This window comes from Paenibacillus sp. NPDC057886 (genome assembly GCF_042796655.1).
Classification (GTDB): Bacteria; Bacillota; Bacilli; order Paenibacillales; family Paenibacillaceae; genus Paenibacillus.
In genome coordinates this window covers 50,935-68,466 of the sequence record NZ_JBHVMZ010000012.1, presented here as the reverse complement: position 1 = coordinate 68,466, position 17,532 = coordinate 50,935, and the positions used below count along the sequence as shown (strand labels likewise).

Here is a 17,532-nt window from a genome sequence, read left to right as displayed (position 1 = left end):
AAGCAATCTTATATTTGTGTGACAAGCTAATTGTTCATAAATCCCCATCTCTTTATAGCGACCCTAGTATCAGGGTCCTGTTACAGTATGTCCCTCACTCTCTTTCTCCTCGTCCCTTTAGTTTTTATTCGGATCAGAGCGCTGCGGATTGACCGTGCCAAAGATATGATATGGTGTTATCCCCTTTGCAAACAGACTATCTATCAGCTTGATCAATTCTTCCGACGATAGATCTTTGTCTCTGTGTATCCAAAGGCGAAACATAGATATTAATGTTGATATGTAAAACTCCATGATGTATGGTGCCAAGATATCATCTGTTGGAAAATCCACAATCAATCGCTCAAAGGGAATTTCTCTTTTCAAGCGTTCCACAAAATGAACAGAACCATAGTCGCCCAAGATAGCTTTAAGAACTGAAATTTCCTCTGCATTTTCCAAGCATTGAAGTGCATCTTGGAAAGTATGTGTAGAAAACTCTCTGCCTGCCATTTCCTCCTTAATGGATTTCAAAATACGCTCTTCAACGCAGTCCAACAACGCATAGATATCTGTAAAGTATTGATAAAATGTACTCCGATTATATCCTGATTGGTTAGCAATCTCTTGGATGGATATCTTTTCGATTGGTTTTCGGCAATATAAATCGCAGAATACATTGATAAATGTCTGCCTTGTTTTATCCGTAATTTCAGGTTGCTTATTCATTATTTACCTCCGTTTTCTGTTCAATTGATTATACGACAGATATTAAAAATCTGATGGTTGATGACCGTATAGTGAATCTATACAATAACATTATACAACACGTTGTTTGATCATCAACAAGGATGAATATGGATATTGGGAGGCTAAGATGAGAATTTTATTTTTCGGTAGAGGTGTAATATCGACCCAATACGCGTGGGCTTTAGAAAAGGCAGGGCATACCGTTGAGTTTTACGTTAGAAAAGGGAGAAAGGAATCGTTCGGAAGTCATATAGCGCTTGAAATGTGGGACGCACGAAGAGGGAAACAGTTAATCCAAGAAAGCTGGAAAGTCAAGCTGCATGAGGAGATAAGCCCAAATTACGATCTCATTATTGCGAGTGTCAACACAGAGCAACTTCCCGAAGCAGCACAATTACTATCGATTACTGCTGGTAACATCCCGATCCTAATATTCAATAATATTTGGCAAGATTTAAAATCATCGATCTTGCCCTTGTCAATGAACAATGTTGTCTTTGGGTTCCCAGGAGCAGGAGGCGGCATTGAGGACAATAAGCTTAGGGGCGGCTTTTTAAAAATGATATTTCTGGAAAAACCACGGGTAGGCACGGAACAGATAAACAACAAGGTCAAAGAACTATTTGAAAGCGCCCATTTTAAAATCAATTGGATCAAGGATATGCAAAGCTGGTTATGGAATCACTATGCCATGAATGCGGCGATGGAGACCGAGGTGTTAAAACGGGGAAGTTTCCCAGCACTCATGAATCATAGTGACTCATTCGCAAATCTCGGCAAGAGTATGCGGGAAATGACGCCTGTTCTTAAAGCAAGAGGCGCAAAGATGGACGCGATTACTCTACTGTTGACCAAGATCCCACCGGCACTTCTCGGCACGCTGTTTAACAAGGTTATTTTTGCAAAGGGCAGCTTACCACGACTTTTCATTGAATACAACAATAGTAAAGCCGGTTTTGCAGTACTTGAAGTTGTGAGAGAAGCAAAAAAGTTAGGTATACCTTTGCCACGTCTTACCTTGGCATTAGAAAACACTGAACAACACACAGCTATTGAAAACGGATAAACTGGAAAACTGGATATTGTTCAGACCAACATCAACTCTACTAATGATTATATAAAACTAGTATCCGACGAACGGAAGCCTCATCAAATGCCCTTCGCTGAATGAATTACTTTGGTTATAACAAATATAGCCCGAGCTTTAGAAGCTTCGGGCAAAGTAGCTATTTATTAAAACAGGTAAATGTAGCTTCAAAACACTACACCCTTACCAACATCGCCACCGACTCCACATGCACCGTATGCGGGAACATGTCCACCGGCGTTACCTCCACTGTGCGATACCCGCCATCCTCCAGCACACGCAAGTCACGTGCCAAAGTGCTCGGATTACAACTCACATACACCACACGCTCGGGCTTCATTTCCAGAATCGTATCCAACAAACGTGGATCGCAACCTTTACGTGGTGGATCGACGACGATGACGTCGGCTTCAATGCCTTGCTCTTTCCAGCGTGGAATAACATCCTCCGATGCGCCGACTTCGAACTTGACGTTCTTCATCTCGTTCAACATCGCATTGCTCCGTGCGTCTTCAATCGCTTCTGGAACAATCTCAACCCCGTACACCTGATCCGCATGCTGCGCGAGGAAAAGAGAAATCGTACCGATGCCGCAATAGGCATCAATCACGGTCTCTTTGCCACTCAGTTCGGCGTACTCTACCGTCTTCCCGTACAACACTTCTGTCTGCACCGGATTCACCTGGTAGAACGAACGTGCCGAGATCGCAAACTGTACGTCCCCGATATAATCGTAAATCACATCACGGCCCCACAGGACGCGGGTTTCATCGCCGAAGATAACGTTGGTCTGCTTCTTGTTCACGTTCTGGCAAATGCTCGCCACATGCGGAATCGCTTCACGAATACTGCCAATCCATTCGTCCTTGTACGGGATGTCGCGGCCATTGGTGACGAGAACAAGCATCATCTCGCCAGTACGGAACGCCTTCTTCACAACCACATGACGCAGCAGGCCGCGACCTGTCTCTTCGTTGTACGCGCTAATACCGAGATGACTGCCTAGCTCCTTAACCTTGGCGACCACTTCATCGTTATGCTCATGCTGAATGAGGCAGGTGTCCATGTCGATGATCCGATGACTTCCTTTAGCGTAAAAACCACCCACCAAGCCACCCTCTGCTGCACCGATAGGCACCTGTGCCTTGTTGCGATAGCGCCATGGCTCGTCCATGCCCATTGTCGGTAATACACGAATGCCCTGCTCCGCATCTTCTTCATTCATGACACCTTCGAGCCGAAGCCGAATACGATTGCTGCCGTTCATTTGCACTTCAGATGTAGCCAACTCAGTTGTCTGATTAGCCTCACCAACTGAAGCGTCATCCTGCACACGCTGTTCTGCGCCCTCTTTATCATCCTGCTCGTTGGATGCCAACGTCTCTGCATCCTCCACCATCACGTTCAATTTGCCAATCCGTTGCAAATTATCGACCACGAGCTGGCGTTTCCACGCAAGCTGTCCGGCGTAACTCATATGCTGGATCTGGCATCCGCCGCATTGATCGTAGATCGGGCAAGGCGCGGATACACGATCCGGGCTGGCCTTCACGATCTCCAGCAGTTTGGCGTAGCCGTACTGCTTCTTGGTTTTCATCACGCGCACGCGTACGGTTTCGCCTGGAAGCGCACCTTGCACAAACAGCGTGTATCCATTGGCACGGCCGACACCTTCACCGTCATGGTTCATGCCGATGATGTCGATGACGGTCTCTTCATTTTTGCTGACAGGAAGTCCTTCAATTGGTGCAGATTCACGTTCCCGTCCCTTTGGACGAACGACAGAAAGAGATGCGCCTTGTGGCCGCACCTCTTTCCCTTGCTGAGATGGACGAGATGATTTGCTCGACTGACGGGACGCTGAAGCATTCCCTTGCCCCTGAGAGGCAGCCGAATTCCGGCGGTTTTTTCCACGACCGCTGCGGTTGGTATTAGACAACGTACATTCACTTCTTTCTTCATATATGTTCATCCCTTGTGAAAGGGAGATTTCATTCATTTTCAGGCACCATGAGATTATACGTGATCCCACTACACACGGCAACAGGAAATCACATCTTCTCCCCGATCAATACTATGCTTAACGATACAACATCAGGTGATGACGCAGGTTCTTGAATGTCGCAGGCAATGTGCCGCCCAGCTCGCCATCCAGGTTCAACTGTACATAGCCTGGTGACGTCACTTCCATATAATCCGTTTGGAAATGAACGACCTTCTTATCATTCAGATGTTCACCACGCAGCGCAAGGGTTACGAGGCGAATCATGTCAGCCAGATTACATTTGCGCACACCGATCACATCGAACAGACCATCATCAATGGTCGCACCCGGAGCCAGCTTCTCGAAGCCCCCGACGGAGTTCGTATTGGCAATGAGGAACAGCATGAATTCATCATGAATTTCTTCCTGACCCGCGGCACGGATAACCAATTCCTGCGGAGACAGGCTCGCCATTTTCTCAATACCCTTCATATAGTAGGCCAGTTGCCCAATCATCGTTTTCAGACGGCTTGGCACCTCATAGGTCAGTTCGGTTAACGAACCCCCGCCTGCAATATTGATAAAATATTTATCATTCGCCTTGCCCAGATCGAGCGGACGAAGCTGCTGGTTAATGACCAGATCCACGTAATCTTCCCATTGTCTCGGAATACCCAGCGCACGGGCAAAATCATTCGTCGTTCCCAAAGGAAATACACCCAGCGGAGGACGATTCTCCCGCTCGGCCATGCCATTAATCACTTCATACAACGTTCCGTCGCCGCCAGCCGCAATAATCATGTCATAGCCGCGTTCAATCGCTAGCTCCGCTTCCCGGGTTGCATCTCCTTCACCCGTTGTTGCGTGACACGAGGCTTCGATACCACCTTGATCCAAACGCTGCAAAATATCAGCCAGACGTTTCTTCATTTCTTCCCGGCCTGAGGTCGGATTATATATTAAGCGAGCTTTTTTCATCTCATACGCCACCTATTCCACATTATCCATGAGTCTGAACGATCTCATTTTCTTACCACCTGAGAGTGACCACAGTCGAGCATCATTTTACACAATGACTCACGTCCGTTAATCCTGACCCAACATTTTTCTCTACATATATATATATGCATAAGGAATTCCGTCTCATTCCAAAGCCTTTATGTACTATCATATCATCAAATGTGAAGATGTCCTAGCCTGTGATACATAAGTAATTATTTTCATATAAATTCTATCGAAATTTTACATCTGGATAACTATAACGATAAAATCTAAAGAATTACCTCACTCCAGCAATGACGAGCATGCTTTCTGTGCATTTCCGAACTTGTCTATCCTTTACAAAATAAACCTCTGGCACTCCTCTTGAATCTAATCCTATGGATTTCCTGTCATTTATAACCATCCATCACCATTCTGCCCGCTTGGGCCGGAAATAGTCTTATATCCTTTCAAATCATGAGGACAACCATATCCTGCAAAAAATTTACAAAAACCCGAACAAGATGACAAATAAAAAGAAACCTTTTCCAATATAGTCTTAGTGCATCCTCAACACATTCCAATATCATACCCATGAAGGAGATCACCGAATGAAAAAACTCGTATTATTGCTTATGGTTTCGCTCTTGGCCTGTATTCCCTTTGTCACAGACGTTGAAGCGGCAGTCATTAACCATGATCAGGTTGTCGGATTCCAGGAAGCAACTCCCGTCACAGTCACGCAAATAGCAGCCAAGCGTTTCCAACCCTACTTAAAAGTCTACCATGGATGTGTTCCATTCCCCGCCGTGGATCAACAGGGCAATACCAGTGCAGGCTTGCAAACCTCCGGTTCACCGAATGGAAATTGCAGCTCAAGTACAGGCCAAGTGTACTCCCGTTCGGCATGGCATAATGGTGTATGGGCGATTATGTACGCATGGTACTTCCCGAAAGACTCCCCTTCCTCTGGCCTCGGCCATCGTCATGACTGGGAAAGCATCGTTGTATGGGTAGACAATCCCGCCGCACAAAATCCTCAAATCCTCTCCATCGCCTATTCAGGACATGGGCAGTTCACGAATGTTGCACCAAGTAACACGAACCTGAACGGTACAAATCCTTTGATTAGTTACAACAGTACCTGGCCTCTAAATCATGAGCTTGGTGTGACTGGAACCGTGGGTGGAATGCAGCCTTTGATCGGCTGGGATGATCTGACGTCTGCGGCACGCAATGCGCTGAATACGACCGATTTTGGCAGTGCCAATGTTCCGTTGAACGATAGTAATTTTACGAACAATTTAAACAAGGCCTGGTTCAGATAAAAAAGTAAAATCCCCTTCAAGTAGACCACAGAACTTGGAGGGGATTGTTTTTGCAACTACATTTAGTTTAGAAGCCAATCTTTCTGCCAGCGCGGAGTTGTTTATACCAAAAATATACGGTGCAGCCCACACAGTAACCGAGCAACGCGGCACTTGCAGCCAGGAGAAGCATCGACGAGAAAATATAACCTGCTACCTGCCACCCAAGGCCGAATGAGACAAGTGCCAGCGTGAGAAACAATACGGCCAGAACATTGTTGAAGCGTTGCAGTTCCACTGCCTGTGTCTCTGTCCCTTTTCCCGTTAACACAGCCTTCGCAATCTGTACAAACAGATTAAGCTTGCCTCCAGATGCCAGACCGACAACTTGGATGATCCATAACGCTCCCAGAATTAACGGTTGATTGAACAGAAACGACAGGACGACAAATAGCACAATCCCGATTTGGTTCGCTTTGACATAGCGCATAGGCACTTCCCGCATCTGCATATCTCCTTATCCCCATTTTATTAGTTGGTTTAATTGTAGTCGGTAAGGGGACTTAGAGCAATAGCCATTTCATTTGAGATTAGAATATTCTTTTTTTAGCACATCCCAATGAGGTGTAGGGGTTTTAGTAGCCTTTTTCCAATCGGTAAATGCATCATTCAACGCCTCGATCTCCCCATAAGAACCCGCAACCAGTTTATAGATCGGAAGTATACTATAAATTTTCAATAGAAGGTAAAACATCCGTTGATGTTTGCGAATCAGTTTGGCCTGAATCTCCGGTATAATCGTTATGCCCATGGCCTCAAGCACGCTAAAGCCCTCATCCATCGCCCCAATCATATGCTGGAGTTGCTTTCTGTTCCCGTCCAGCTTGATCATCTCGTGCTTCTCATTAAAGCTCACCGTATTAAGCATCAGAATGGGCACAATATGGCTTTTCAGCCAGGCATCGATATCGTCCAGGTAATTCAACTTGTATTTCGTCTTCTCAAAAGCTTGATCCAGTATCGATTTAAAGGTAATCTCGCCGTCCAGCCCACCAATCACCATTTGCCCGCCTGCTCCACCAATGGATAACATGCGGTCTTTTTGCCGCCGCCCACCGCTGACCTGAAAACCAAATGCGATCCTTTTTTCCACCTTGCTGTTCTCCTCCAAAAAAATTTGCATGCTTCGTGCATCTGCATTGTTGCCGACGATCACAATGTGACTGCTCTGATTGGCCGCCAAAATAGGCAATACCGATGGAAAATCATTATATTTCATAACCACGAAGATAAGATCATAGTGATCATTCTCTTCCAACGTTCTTGTTACCCGAACCGGATCAATGGTCGTTTTAAACTGGAACACATGACGAATGACAATACCATGCCTCTCCAGCTCCTCTGCCCGCTTCCCTCTAGCCAGAACAGTGACATCATTGCCACCGCGCACCAGAACGTGTGCCAGCTGACTGCCCAGAACACCTGCGCCATACACTAATATCTTCATTGGCTATCCCTCTATTTCATATTTTATAAATAATCGTTGTTTTATCAACATTTGTTGATAAAATAAGAGTATCAAAGCAACTGCTGTGCTTCAATCGCTAAAATATCCGCTTTCGTTCAATAATCAACGAAATATTCATTATTGTTGATAAACATTAGAAATGTAGAGACATTGCAGACATATTAAAATATTAGAGGAGGCGCCATGGACAGACGCGTGCTAAAAACAAGAAAGGCCATTATGGAGGCTTTTGTGGGATTGCTGGAAGAAAGGGATTTCGAGCAAATGACCATCAACGACATTGCCGACCGAGCCAATGTTAACCGGGGAACGATCTATTTGCATTATACAGACAAGTTTGATCTGCTGGACCGATGCATTGAGACCTATCTGCAACAATTGGTGGAAGCCTGCATGAATGATCATTTTCAGACTCCACTAACTGCGAAGGACGCCCTGCTCCGCACCTTCGGCTATCTCGAAGAACATGCAGCCATCTATACGATGCTCCTAACGAAAGAAGGGATTCCTGCATTCCGAGGCAAGCTGATGACGCTTATGATTCAGGGCGTTGAGGAACAAATGAATGCGTGCGGCGTCCAGGGAGGCATGAGTAAGGAGATCACTACACAGTTTCTTGCCTCTGCTGCTGTTGGCCTTGTGGAATGGTGGATTATGAATGCCATGCCTTATCCTGTGGAAGAGATGGTTGACCAGTTAATCGCTTTGCTGGAACTCCATCTGAGCCTGCCTGCGTTAGCGGTAAAATGAACACCCTGTCTCCTGAAATACTAATCCATGCAGCCGTAGAGGGAAGTCCATTTCAATCTCACGCCTACAGCGAATTCACCCGCCGCAGGAAGTTATTATAGGCAAATCCCCGCACCTGCTCTTCGGAATAATATTTAAGTAACTCATTAATCAGATTTTGGCTTTGGGCTGCATTCTCAAGCAGCTCTACATGGCTAGTGATCCCGTCAAAATCAGAACCCAGACCAACATGACGTACTCCTCCAAGGGAGCAAAAATGATCAATGTGCTTGATCAGATCAGCGATCGTAGCGTTACCCTCTTCAGCAGATTTGATAAACTCAGGGAAATAAACCACATGTACAGTAGCATCTTTGGCAAAGAGTGCCTTTGCCTGTTCGTCGCTAAGGCTCCGAGGGTGATCATATACAGCTTTCGCATTGGAATGGCTCGCAATCAGATAATCGGCTATGTCGAGGATATCCCAGAAACCGCGTTCGTTTAAATGACTGACATCCGTCAGGATTTTATGCTTATTGTTGAATTCAACGATATTACGCCCAAATGTGGACAGCCCTGCCCCTCTGGGCTCCAAAGCCCCATCAGCAGCGAGATTAGCATAGTTCCAGGTCAAGCCGACCGAGCGGACTCCAAGGCGATACAGAATGCTCAGCTTATGGAGGTCATTCCCGATAGGATCAACTCCTTCCAGCGTAAGAAAGGCACCGATCTCATGCTCCTGCACATGATCAATATCACTCCAGCGGGTGATGTGCTTGATGTCCGGATTTTTCTCCAACACTTCCTCATAAAAATAGTGGATCTGATCCAGCGCAGATTGAAACTTCTCCGTATCATTCAGATTGGGAGACACGAACACCGCGAATCCCTGCACCTTAACCCCACCTTCGATCAGGCGTTGTTTACTGGTCTCCAGCTCAGGTGCATCATGGAAGGAGAGTTGACCCTTGGCAAGCCATATTCTAAACAGCGAATCACAATGCAGATCTATAATGTTCACAGATTATGCTCCTCTCTAAACCAAATATGATGACTGATATTTCAGACCTTCTTCACTTAACCCTCCACACCTTTATCATCTGACCCTCCATACCTTCATGATCCCATATTCCAGCCCTTCATGATTTGATGTTCCAGACCTCATTAAGAAATTGAACAATGCGCTGCACCGAGTGCTGAACCAATGCTTCGCCTTTTTCCTTGGTAGCGAACGACGGAGAACCGACCACACCAGACTTGGAGATGGAGGAAAGGCGACCATATTTCACGATTTCCGGAAAAGAGTCTTCATATGAAGGCACTTCATCTGCGATCTTATCCTGATTCACAAGCTCGGGGTGCAGATGCAGCAGAACTGAGGTGCCAATCTCCGCGGCGTGACCGTTAGCCCATTTGCCAGATTCGGATATGCCATGATCCTGTGCCTTGATGAATCGCCAGCAATCAATCTGCGCGGTCTGCACGTCACTGTGCTGCTCCCGAAGCTGATGAACAATCTGATTAATAACCGGGACATTACCGGCATGACCATTGATGAAAAGGATACGTTTAAATCCCCATGTAATCACACTATGTACAATATCGCCAAGATACGCCCTCAAACTTTCGGGACGAATTGTAATGGTTCCAGGAAAATCATTCAGGACATTGGAATCACCCGCTTCTACAGCTGGTCCAATAACAGCACCGACACGCTCGGCTACCAACTCGGCCAACCGCTCTGCAAGCAGGCCATCCGATCCAAGGGGCAGATGAGGGCCATATACCTCGATTGCGCCTACAGGTATAATCACAAGCTCCGTTTGCTTTTTATATTCCTCGAACACGGTCCAGCTAATCTCTCTAAGTTTACGGCTCTGTGTCATCGTGATCTCTCCTGTCGGTATAGTTATGTGAATAAAATGATTAGAATGCTTCGTTTAAGCCTTGGCATACAGATGACAGGCGACGTAGCGACCTCCCACATCCTGTAACTCTGGTTTATCCGTCCGGCAAACATCCATGCACGCGTGGCAACGCGTATGAAAACTGCACCCGGAAGGCGGATTGGCTGGACTGGGCACATCTCCTTGCAGCACAATTCGCTCCTTCTTGATCAACGGGTTCGGACTAGGTACCGCGGACAATAACGCCTGTGTATAGGGATGCAACGGCGCTTCGAATAAGTCTTTTTTATCCGCAAGCTCAACGATGCCGCCCAGATACATCACACCAATACGACTGCTAATATGTTTAACTACGCTTAGATCATGGGCGATGAACAAGTAGGTCAGCTTGAACTGCTCCTGTAAATCCTGAAGCAGATTAATAATCTGTGATTGAATGGAGACATCCAGCGCGGATACAGGCTCGTCGGCAACGATGAGCTTCGGATTCAAAGCAAGTGCTCTGGCAATACCAATCCGCTGCCGCTGTCCTCCACTAAACTCATGACCATAGCGGTCTGCATGACGGCTGCTTAAGCCGACGATTTCCAACAACTCATCCACACGCCTGGCTCGTTCTTTGCCAGTTGCTGCCTGGTGGATATCAAGAGGCTCGGCGATTAGCTCGCCTACAGTCATGCGGGGATCGAGGGAGGCGTACGGGTCCTGAAATACCATCTGCATGTCTTTCCGCATTTTGCGCAGTTCCTCCGCTGGCAGTCCAACCATATTTCGTCCCTCATAGATAATTTCACCTTCTGTTGGACGAAGCAGCTGTAGCAATGTCCGACCTGTTGTTGATTTGCCGCAGCCACTCTCTCCAACGAGCCCCAGTGTCTCCCCTTTGAAAATAGTAAACTTCAGACCGTCTACGGCCTTCACTTGTCCCACCGTACGATTAAAAACACCTTTCTTGACCGGAAAATACTTCTTCAGATTGTTCACCTCAAGCAGCGGCTCATTCATTGAATCGCCTCCTTCACATCTGCGTGAAGCCAGCATCTGGCTGTGTGTCCGTTCTCTACCGTCTCCAGCTGTGGCAGCTGTTCATGACAAATATCTTGCGCGTATTCACAGCGGGGGCTGAATCGGCAGCCTTGTCTCAAACTGCCGGGCGGCGGAACGCTACCTTTAATGGAATAGAGCCTGCGTTCATTGGTGTCGAGTGTTGGCATCGACTTGATCAGTCCCTGTGTGTACGGATGCTTGGGATTCGTAAATAGCGTTAGTACATCGCACTCTTCAACAATCTGACCGCCATACATCACGGCTACACGGTCACACATCTCTGCAACAACGCCGAGGTCATGGGTGATAAGCAAAATGGAAGTCCCTTCGCTAGCCTTCAGCTGCTGCATAAGCTCCAAAATTTGCGCTTGAATGGTAACATCCAGCGCGGTGGTTGGCTCATCGGCAATGAGCAACTTGGGGCTACAGGCCATCGCCATGGCAATCATGACCCTCTGCCTCATGCCGCCAGACAAGCGATGTGGGTATTCATACAGAATCTGCTCAGGGCGTGGAATACCGACAAGGCGCAGCATCTCAATCGCTCTCTCTTTGGTCTCGGATCGACTGACTTTCCGATGATTGCGAATCGCTTCCCGAATTTGGTCACCAATCGTGAACACCGGATTGAGCGAAGTCATCGGCTCCTGGAAGATCATCGCCATTTCATTACCTCTTACGGTTCGCATCTCCTTCTCGGAGAGGGCAAGAATGTCTTTGCCATCGAAGGTAACGGAGCCTTCGACCTTTCCTTGCGTTAATCGCATGGCGGTTAACGAGGTAACACTTTTGCCAGAACCAGACTCGCCAACAATACCAACCGTCTCACCTTCATAGATCGTAATATTGAGACCGTCTACAGCAGGAATGACACCCTCGTTTGTGTGAAAATACGTCTTGAGTGCCTTCATTTCAAGTAATTTGCGTTTCAACGCGAGCCCTCCTTGTCATTTCCGGCACAGTAAGCTGCGCTCTTGTTGTCTGCTGCCATTCCTTGTGAAGCGGAGCAAACTATACCTTCATCTTGGGATCAAGCGCATCGCGCAGTCCATCACCCAGCATATTGAAGCCCAGGACAACAAGCATAATCGCCACACCTGGCACGATGGAGATATGAGGTGCAGCTCGAAGAAATTCCCGGCCCGTACTCAGCATTGTCCCCCACTCTGGTGAAGGCGGTTGAGCCCCCATCCCCAGAAAGCTCAGTCCGGATGCGGACAGGATCGCCGTTGCAACCCGCAACGTGGAGAGAACGATGATTGGAGCGATACTGTTCGGAATAATATGTTTGAAAATAATTCGGCTATGCTTCGCTCCCATGGATCTCGAAGCTTCAATATACTCTTTGCTCTTAATGGAGAGCACTGCGCTGCGGGAAATCCAGGTAAACGATGGAACAGAGAATATGCCGATGGCAATCATCAGATTCATCATGCCGGGTCCAAGAACACTAACGATGGCCAGTGCGAGCAAAAAGCCTGGGAAAGCCATAAAAATATCGGTAATCCGCATAATGAGCGCTTCAATTCTGCCTCCAAAATAACCGGCGATTGTGCCGAGTGCGACGCCAAATACGACAGAGATGACCACACCGACAATGCCGACCATCAACGAAATACGTGAACCATAGAAGATACGCGAGAGCATGTCCCTTCCATACTCATCGGTTCCTAATGGATGACTGAGGGACGGTGATTGCAGCAGCTTATCCATATTTTGCTCCAGTGGATCATACGGAGAAATCCATGGCGCCAGAATCGCGATCAAAATAAACAAGGTGACGATCCATAGGCCAATCATCGAGCGTTTATTGCTGCCTACTCTCTTCAGAATCTGGCTTAGCATTCCGCGTCTGATGGGTGCAGCTGCTGGACTTACCTGGACGGATATGGGCACAGCCTTGGGTTCACTCACGGTTATGCCTCCTTCCGGTCATAGCGTATTCTCGGATCTACAGCGGCATAACACAGGTCCACGAGCAGGTTAATAATGACAAAGATAAAGGCGACAAACAGAATGCTCCCCTGTACAGCCGAGTAATCCCGGAATTGAATCGATTGAATGATATATCTGCCCAGCCCGTTCATCGAAAATACCGTTTCCGTCAGCACCGCGCCGCCCAGCAGATTGCCGATTTCCATTCCAATGACGGTAATGATAGGTACGAAGGCATTTTTAAGCGCATGCTTATAAATAATGAGCCACTCGCGTACTCCCTTGGCTTTGGCTGTCCGAATGTAATCCTGATTGATCACCTCAAGAATACTGGATCGCGTCAGGCGGGCAAGTACAGCAGCGGAGGATATGCCAAGTACAAGAGCAGGCAGTATAAAATGCTTAAATTCGCTACTGCCTCCGGAAGGCAGAATGGGAATATAATATGCGAAAACAAGAATCAGAATAATGCCTAGCCAGAACACCGGCATCGATATGCCAAATAATGAAAAGGCCATTGAAGCGTGATCCCGCGCACTACCTGGCTTGGTTGCAGCGATAACTCCGGTGAATAATCCAATGACAACCGTTACAAGCGTGGCAAGCAATGTCAAAATAACCGTGTTCGGAAAACGCTCCAGAATTTCCTGAAGTACCGGATTATCCGAACGCATGGACGTGCCAAGATCGCCTTTCAGCAGTTGCAGATTGTACTGCACATATTGCTCATACAGCGGTTTGTCCGTTCCCAGCCGCTCCCGAATGATCTGAACTTCCTCAGGACTGGCATCCATCCCGGCAATCAGCTCAGCCGGATCACCGGGAACAAGCTGAAGGATGATGAACGAGAGTAGAGAAACACCGATTAAGGTAGGTATCATTTGAAGCAACCGCTTCAGAATATAGTTAAACACGTTGTGCTCCTTCCTGGCTGATTGCCCGGTTCGGGCCATCCTGACGGTTAGCCGTACAAATGAGCTTGTCTATGCAAATGGGAAGGGAGCTTGGCACGAACGTCACGGACCCGCTCCAGGTCAATGCGGTAAGGGATTAACGTCTCCGTCTCGTCGCCGCGTGCAACGACAACACCCATCGGGTCAACAATCAGGCTCTGCCCGATATAAAACTCGTTGATTTGGTTAACGGCAACGACATATGCGGTATTTTCCAGTGCTCGTGCAGTGACGAGTGTTTCCCAATGTTGCTCTTTGACATGACCGCGTACCCAGCCGGATGGAACAAGAATGATGTCCGCACCATGCAGTGCTTGGTAACGAGCAATCTCCGGAAATCTCAGCTCATAACATACGAACAATCCCAGTTTTCCAAAAGGCGTATCAATCGGCTCGAACAATGCTGTACCCGGTTTAATGTCACGTGATTCCTTCGCACCGAAAGCGTCGTATAGATGGGTTTTGCGATAGCTGCTTACGATTTCCCCATCGGAATCAATGATGACAGCCGAGTTATAGACCCGATCGTCATTGGAATCCTCCGTCGTCTCCCGCGTACCGAATACAACCCACACACCATATTGCTTGGCAAGTGCGCGCATCGTTGTGGCGAAATGCCCATCGAGCGGCTCTGCATCTTCCAGCTTCTGTTCCCGCGGCGTGCCGATTTGGTAGAAACTCATGAAGGCTTCAGGGAAAACAACGATATCTGCGTTATGGATACGCGTTGCTTCCTCTAGTGCTTTTTCCGCTTTATCCAGGTTCTCCTGCTTGGTGCTGGACGACCCGAACTGTGCCATAACGAGTTGAAAGGTCATTGCTGTACTCACACTCCTAATTTGTTTTTTTGCAAAACATCATCTTCACTTATCCACTGATTCTTTCACTGCATTCGTTCTCTATTTCGTCCATGGATTCATACATTGAATCGTCCATTCATTCATCGCTTCACATATGGTAAAGGTGCCGTCTGCACGGCACCCTTCTGCTTATTTGAACTTCACACCACGCAAATCCCATAATAGCGAAGGCAGAAATGTAATACCTTCAATCTTGCTGGAATACGCAACTTGAACGCTATCTTCGTACAGTGGAATCCAAGGTGCATCCGCTTTAATCAGTTGCAGAGCCTCGTTGTACGCGGTTTGGCGTTCTTCCTTATCCAGCGCTTGACCGCCAGCAAGAATGAGTTCATCTACCTTGGGATTGTTGTAGAACGCGTAATTGGACTTGCTTGTCGAGAGGAAACTGTCCCTAAGCAGAGCATCCCCGTCGCCAGTAAGTGAGGAAGCTCCTCGAACAAACAGATCATAGCTATCTGGATTTTTGAGTGCATCGAGATAAGACGCAAGTTCCAGCACCTGTAGCTCCGCTTTGAATCCCAGCTGTTGAAGGCTGTTCTGTACGAATTCAGCAGCAGGACGATCCTGAACCGTGTTGGCTGCGAGAATAATACGCAGTGGCGTTCCTTCCGCAACTCCTGCTTCTTGCAGCAGCTTCTTCGCGGCTTCCACATCGTAAGCGTAGGCACCTACGTCCGAATAACCAAAGGAATTTTTAGAAATAAACGAAGTAGCGACTTCAACACGTCCCTCATACAGTTTCTTGACCAACGTTTCACGGTCGATCGCCAGGTTGAGAGCATTGCGAACCTTCACATCATCAAACGGTGCATGCTTCGTGTTAATGCCGATATACCCCACACGGTTGGTCGAACGGGTATTCACCGTAAAGTTGCTGTCATTGGACAGGCGCTCAATGTCTGTAGCTGGCACTTTATCGATGATGTCGGCTTCTTCGGATTCAAGCATGATGACACGAGCGGCATTTTCAGTTACCGTCTTGAACGTAATACCACTTACACCAGGTTTGCCACCCCAATATTGCTCATTGGCTTCAAGCACAACCTCATTACCTGAACTCCAGCTCTTGAGCTTGAAGGGACCTGTGCCTACAGGTTCTTTGGCAATACCTTCTTCATTTTCCTGAATGGATTTGGGGCTAATAATACTACCGGAGGTCACTGCAATATTGTTCAAAAAAGCGCCCTGCGGCTCTTTCAGCTGAAACACAACCTCGGAATCACTCGAAGCGGTGACGGATTCAATGAACTGCCCAAGCGTTGCATATTGGGAAAGCTTCTTATCCGGATTGATCAGACGATCAAAGTTCGCTTTTACTGCTTCCGCGTTGAATGGTGTTCCATCCTGAAACGTCACACCTTGGCGCAGTTGGAAAGTCCATGTTTTGCCGTCGTCGGATATCTCCCAGCTCTCGGCCAGCTGTGGGACAATCTCAAGCTTGTCATTGAATGTAACAAGGCGGTCATAGATCTGATAATTAATAAAGTTGGAGATGGAATCGGTGGCGTTCTGGGGATCGAAGCCAATGGCATCTCCTGTTAAAGCGATGGTCAAACCCTTGAGCGAAGCGTTCTTGGCTGAGCCACTGCTATTACTTGCAGACGAATTGGCATTCGTGTTCGAATCGGCCTCGTTGCCACAGCCAGCGGCAAACAGTGATAAGGCAATCAGAATACCGCTAAACTTGTGGATAAAAGGTCTTTTTTTCATCTCGTGCTTCCCCCTTCATGGTCTGTTGCGTCGTGATGGACGGAATGGGCTGCAAGGAGCTTCCCATACCCGAGTTCCTGCCGGCGTTGCTCTTCCTTACGCTGTTTGTCCTGGGCAATGACCCCGATCTCCTTGGCGTGGCGCGGATTAATGACAAAGACACCATCATCATCACCTACGATCAGATCGCCGGGCTGAATACTGACGCCGCTAACGCTCACCGGTGTGTTGACCTCGCCCTCAAGCTGGAGCGAACGAGTGGTTAGTGCACTAATGCCTTTGGAGTAAATGGGAAATCGCAGCTCTGTAATCGGACGAACATCGGTCACACATCCGGAAATAATCGCTCCGGCAATTTTTTTGTCCAATGCTGCATACGTTACAAATTCACCCCAGCATGCCCGCTGGTCATCGCCTGACATATCCACGACGATAATGTCGTTCGGCTGGGCAATCTCAAAGGCGTGGCGGATCGCGGATGCGTCAAGATGAGGAATTCGTACAGTGACGGCATTTCCCAGCAATCGAATGGGACGGAACAGTGGCTGTAAGCCATTTAGAAAACCAAAATCAGTCAAATGTCCGATTGTTGATGGACTAATATCCGAATACAGCTCTAGCAGCTCATCGGTAACCCCCTGTACTCTTGGCTCAATGCGAAACATAAGATGAATTCTCTCCCCGCTTACTAAAATGGTAAATAATAAATCACATAAGAATAGTATGATTTTAACTTAATGAAGAGGATAGCATTGCCTGTCCTTGGCAGTCA

The 17,532-nt window shown here is 47.5% G+C and carries 17 protein-coding genes; 3 read left to right on the top strand and 14 right to left on the bottom strand.

Annotation, left to right across the window (positions count from 1 at the left end; genetic code table 11):
- Positions 1–117 precede the first annotated feature (117 nt).
- Positions 118–708 (bottom strand): TetR/AcrR family transcriptional regulator, encoded by a 591-nt coding sequence (locus tag ACFVQB_RS30450; protein WP_379448300.1) that lies wholly within the window; start codon positions 706–708, stop codon positions 118–120.
- A 148-nt stretch (positions 709–856) separates the two neighbouring features.
- On the opposite strand from ACFVQB_RS30450, the gene ACFVQB_RS30445 reads away from it, so the two are divergent.
- Positions 857–1,795 (top strand): ketopantoate reductase family protein, encoded by a 939-nt coding sequence (locus tag ACFVQB_RS30445; RefSeq protein WP_379448298.1) that lies wholly within the window; start codon positions 857–859, stop codon positions 1,793–1,795.
- 196 nt (positions 1,796–1,991) lie between these two features.
- On the opposite strand, the gene rlmD is transcribed toward ACFVQB_RS30445, so the two are convergent.
- A complete protein-coding gene (gene rlmD, locus ACFVQB_RS30440; RefSeq protein WP_379448516.1) occupies positions 1,992–3,788 on the bottom strand; it encodes a 23S rRNA (uracil(1939)-C(5))-methyltransferase RlmD in 1,797 nt (598 codons plus the stop codon).
- A 108-nt stretch (positions 3,789–3,896) separates the two neighbouring features.
- Positions 3,897–4,778 (bottom strand): diacylglycerol kinase, encoded by an 882-nt coding sequence (locus ACFVQB_RS30435; protein WP_063568189.1) that lies wholly within the window; start codon positions 4,776–4,778, stop codon positions 3,897–3,899.
- Positions 4,779–5,392: 614 nt separating this feature from the next.
- Here ACFVQB_RS30435 and ACFVQB_RS30430 point away from each other — a divergent pair.
- Positions 5,393–6,109 (top strand): NPP1 family protein, encoded by a 717-nt coding sequence (locus ACFVQB_RS30430; RefSeq protein WP_379448296.1) that lies wholly within the window; start codon positions 5,393–5,395, stop codon positions 6,107–6,109.
- A gap of 67 nt (positions 6,110–6,176) precedes the next feature.
- On the opposite strand, the gene ACFVQB_RS30425 is transcribed toward ACFVQB_RS30430, so the two are convergent.
- Both ACFVQB_RS30425 and ACFVQB_RS30420 read right to left on the bottom strand, forming a co-directional pair.
- Positions 6,177–6,593: a DUF4395 domain-containing protein gene (locus ACFVQB_RS30425; RefSeq protein ID WP_247900748.1), complete on the bottom strand. Its 417-nt coding sequence runs from the start codon at positions 6,591–6,593 to the stop codon at positions 6,177–6,179.
- A 75-nt stretch (positions 6,594–6,668) separates the two neighbouring features.
- On the bottom strand, positions 6,669–7,595 hold the full coding sequence (locus ACFVQB_RS30420; protein ID WP_379448295.1) for a ketopantoate reductase family protein: 927 nt from the start codon (positions 7,593–7,595) through the stop codon (positions 6,669–6,671).
- A gap of 204 nt (positions 7,596–7,799) precedes the next feature.
- Between ACFVQB_RS30420 and ACFVQB_RS30415 the strand changes: the two genes are divergently transcribed.
- A complete protein-coding gene (locus ACFVQB_RS30415; protein ID WP_379448293.1) occupies positions 7,800–8,366 on the top strand; it encodes a TetR/AcrR family transcriptional regulator in 567 nt (188 codons plus the stop codon).
- Between the two features lie 64 nt (positions 8,367–8,430).
- Here the strand turns inward: ACFVQB_RS30415 and ACFVQB_RS30410 are convergent, their stop codons facing one another.
- The 9 genes from ACFVQB_RS30410 to ACFVQB_RS30370 all read right to left on the bottom strand — a co-directional run bounded on the left by ACFVQB_RS30410 (position 8,431) and on the right by ACFVQB_RS30370 (position 17,425).
- Entirely contained in the window at positions 8,431–9,366 is a 936-nt protein-coding gene (locus ACFVQB_RS30410; protein WP_379448291.1) for a dipeptidase, read from the bottom strand.
- A gap of 118 nt (positions 9,367–9,484) precedes the next feature.
- Positions 9,485–10,231 carry a creatininase family protein gene (locus ACFVQB_RS30405; RefSeq protein WP_379448289.1) on the bottom strand — a complete coding sequence of 249 codons (747 nt, stop codon included), beginning with the start codon at positions 10,229–10,231 and terminating at the stop codon, positions 9,485–9,487.
- A gap of 54 nt (positions 10,232–10,285) precedes the next feature.
- Positions 10,286–11,257, bottom strand: coding sequence for an ABC transporter ATP-binding protein (locus tag ACFVQB_RS30400; RefSeq protein WP_379448285.1), 972 nt, complete (start codon positions 11,255–11,257; stop codon positions 10,286–10,288).
- Positions 11,254–12,231 carry an ABC transporter ATP-binding protein gene (locus ACFVQB_RS30395; protein WP_379448284.1) on the bottom strand — a complete coding sequence of 326 codons (978 nt, stop codon included), beginning with the start codon at positions 12,229–12,231 and terminating at the stop codon, positions 11,254–11,256. Before ACFVQB_RS30395 ends, ACFVQB_RS30400 begins: the two co-directional genes overlap by 4 nt.
- Positions 12,232–12,310: 79 nt before the next feature.
- The gene (gene nikC, locus ACFVQB_RS30390; RefSeq protein ID WP_379448514.1) at positions 12,311–13,144 is read right to left on the bottom strand and encodes a nickel transporter permease; all 834 of its coding nucleotides are present in this window, start codon (positions 13,142–13,144) and stop codon (positions 12,311–12,313) included.
- 71 nt (positions 13,145–13,215) lie between these two features.
- A complete protein-coding gene (gene nikB, locus ACFVQB_RS30385) occupies positions 13,216–14,148 on the bottom strand; it encodes a nickel ABC transporter permease (protein ID WP_379448282.1) in 933 nt (310 codons plus the stop codon).
- Positions 14,149–14,195: 47 nt separating this feature from the next.
- Positions 14,196–15,005, bottom strand: a complete 810-nt coding sequence (locus ACFVQB_RS30380) for a carbon-nitrogen hydrolase family protein (protein WP_379448280.1) — start codon at positions 15,003–15,005, stop codon at positions 14,196–14,198.
- A 171-nt stretch (positions 15,006–15,176) separates the two neighbouring features.
- Entirely contained in the window at positions 15,177–16,760 is a 1,584-nt protein-coding gene (locus ACFVQB_RS30375; protein ID WP_379448278.1) for an ABC transporter substrate-binding protein, read from the bottom strand.
- Positions 16,757–17,425, bottom strand: a complete 669-nt coding sequence (locus ACFVQB_RS30370) for an RraA family protein (RefSeq protein ID WP_379448276.1) — start codon at positions 17,423–17,425, stop codon at positions 16,757–16,759. The genes ACFVQB_RS30375 and ACFVQB_RS30370 overlap by 4 nt, the downstream gene beginning before the upstream one ends.
- Positions 17,426–17,532: the final 107 nt, after the last annotated feature.

Excerpts from the sequence above, each read along its gene's own strand:
- ACFVQB_RS30445 (WP_379448298.1), top strand. The coding sequence starts at position 857 with ATGAGAATTTTATTTTTCGGTAGAGGTGTAATATCGACCCAATACGCG.
- ACFVQB_RS30375 (WP_379448278.1), bottom strand. The coding sequence starts at position 16,760 with ATGAAAAAAAGACCTTTTATCCACAAGTTTAGCGGTATTCTGATTGCC.
- ACFVQB_RS30425 (WP_247900748.1), bottom strand. The coding sequence starts at position 6,593 with ATGCGGGAAGTGCCTATGCGCTATGTCAAAGCGAACCAAATCGGGATT.
- ACFVQB_RS30400 (WP_379448285.1), bottom strand. The coding sequence starts at position 11,257 with ATGAATGAGCCGCTGCTTGAGGTGAACAATCTGAAGAAGTATTTTCCG.
- rlmD (WP_379448516.1), bottom strand. The coding sequence starts at position 3,788 with ATGAACATATATGAAGAAAGAAGTGAATGTACGTTGTCTAATACCAAC.
- ACFVQB_RS30420 (WP_379448295.1), bottom strand. The coding sequence starts at position 7,595 with ATGAAGATATTAGTGTATGGCGCAGGTGTTCTGGGCAGTCAGCTGGCA.
- ACFVQB_RS30430 (WP_379448296.1), top strand. The coding sequence starts at position 5,393 with ATGAAAAAACTCGTATTATTGCTTATGGTTTCGCTCTTGGCCTGTATT.
- ACFVQB_RS30435 (WP_063568189.1), bottom strand. The coding sequence starts at position 4,778 with ATGAAAAAAGCTCGCTTAATATATAATCCGACCTCAGGCCGGGAAGAA.
- ACFVQB_RS30370 (WP_379448276.1), bottom strand. The coding sequence starts at position 17,425 with ATGTTTCGCATTGAGCCAAGAGTACAGGGGGTTACCGATGAGCTGCTA.
- ACFVQB_RS30450 (WP_379448300.1), bottom strand. The coding sequence starts at position 708 with ATGAATAAGCAACCTGAAATTACGGATAAAACAAGGCAGACATTTATC.
- nikC (WP_379448514.1), bottom strand. The coding sequence starts at position 13,144 with ATGCTAAGCCAGATTCTGAAGAGAGTAGGCAGCAATAAACGCTCGATG.
- ACFVQB_RS30415 (WP_379448293.1), top strand. The coding sequence starts at position 7,800 with ATGGACAGACGCGTGCTAAAAACAAGAAAGGCCATTATGGAGGCTTTT.
- ACFVQB_RS30405 (WP_379448289.1), bottom strand. The coding sequence starts at position 10,231 with ATGACACAGAGCCGTAAACTTAGAGAGATTAGCTGGACCGTGTTCGAG.
- ACFVQB_RS30380 (WP_379448280.1), bottom strand. The coding sequence starts at position 15,005 with ATGACCTTTCAACTCGTTATGGCACAGTTCGGGTCGTCCAGCACCAAG.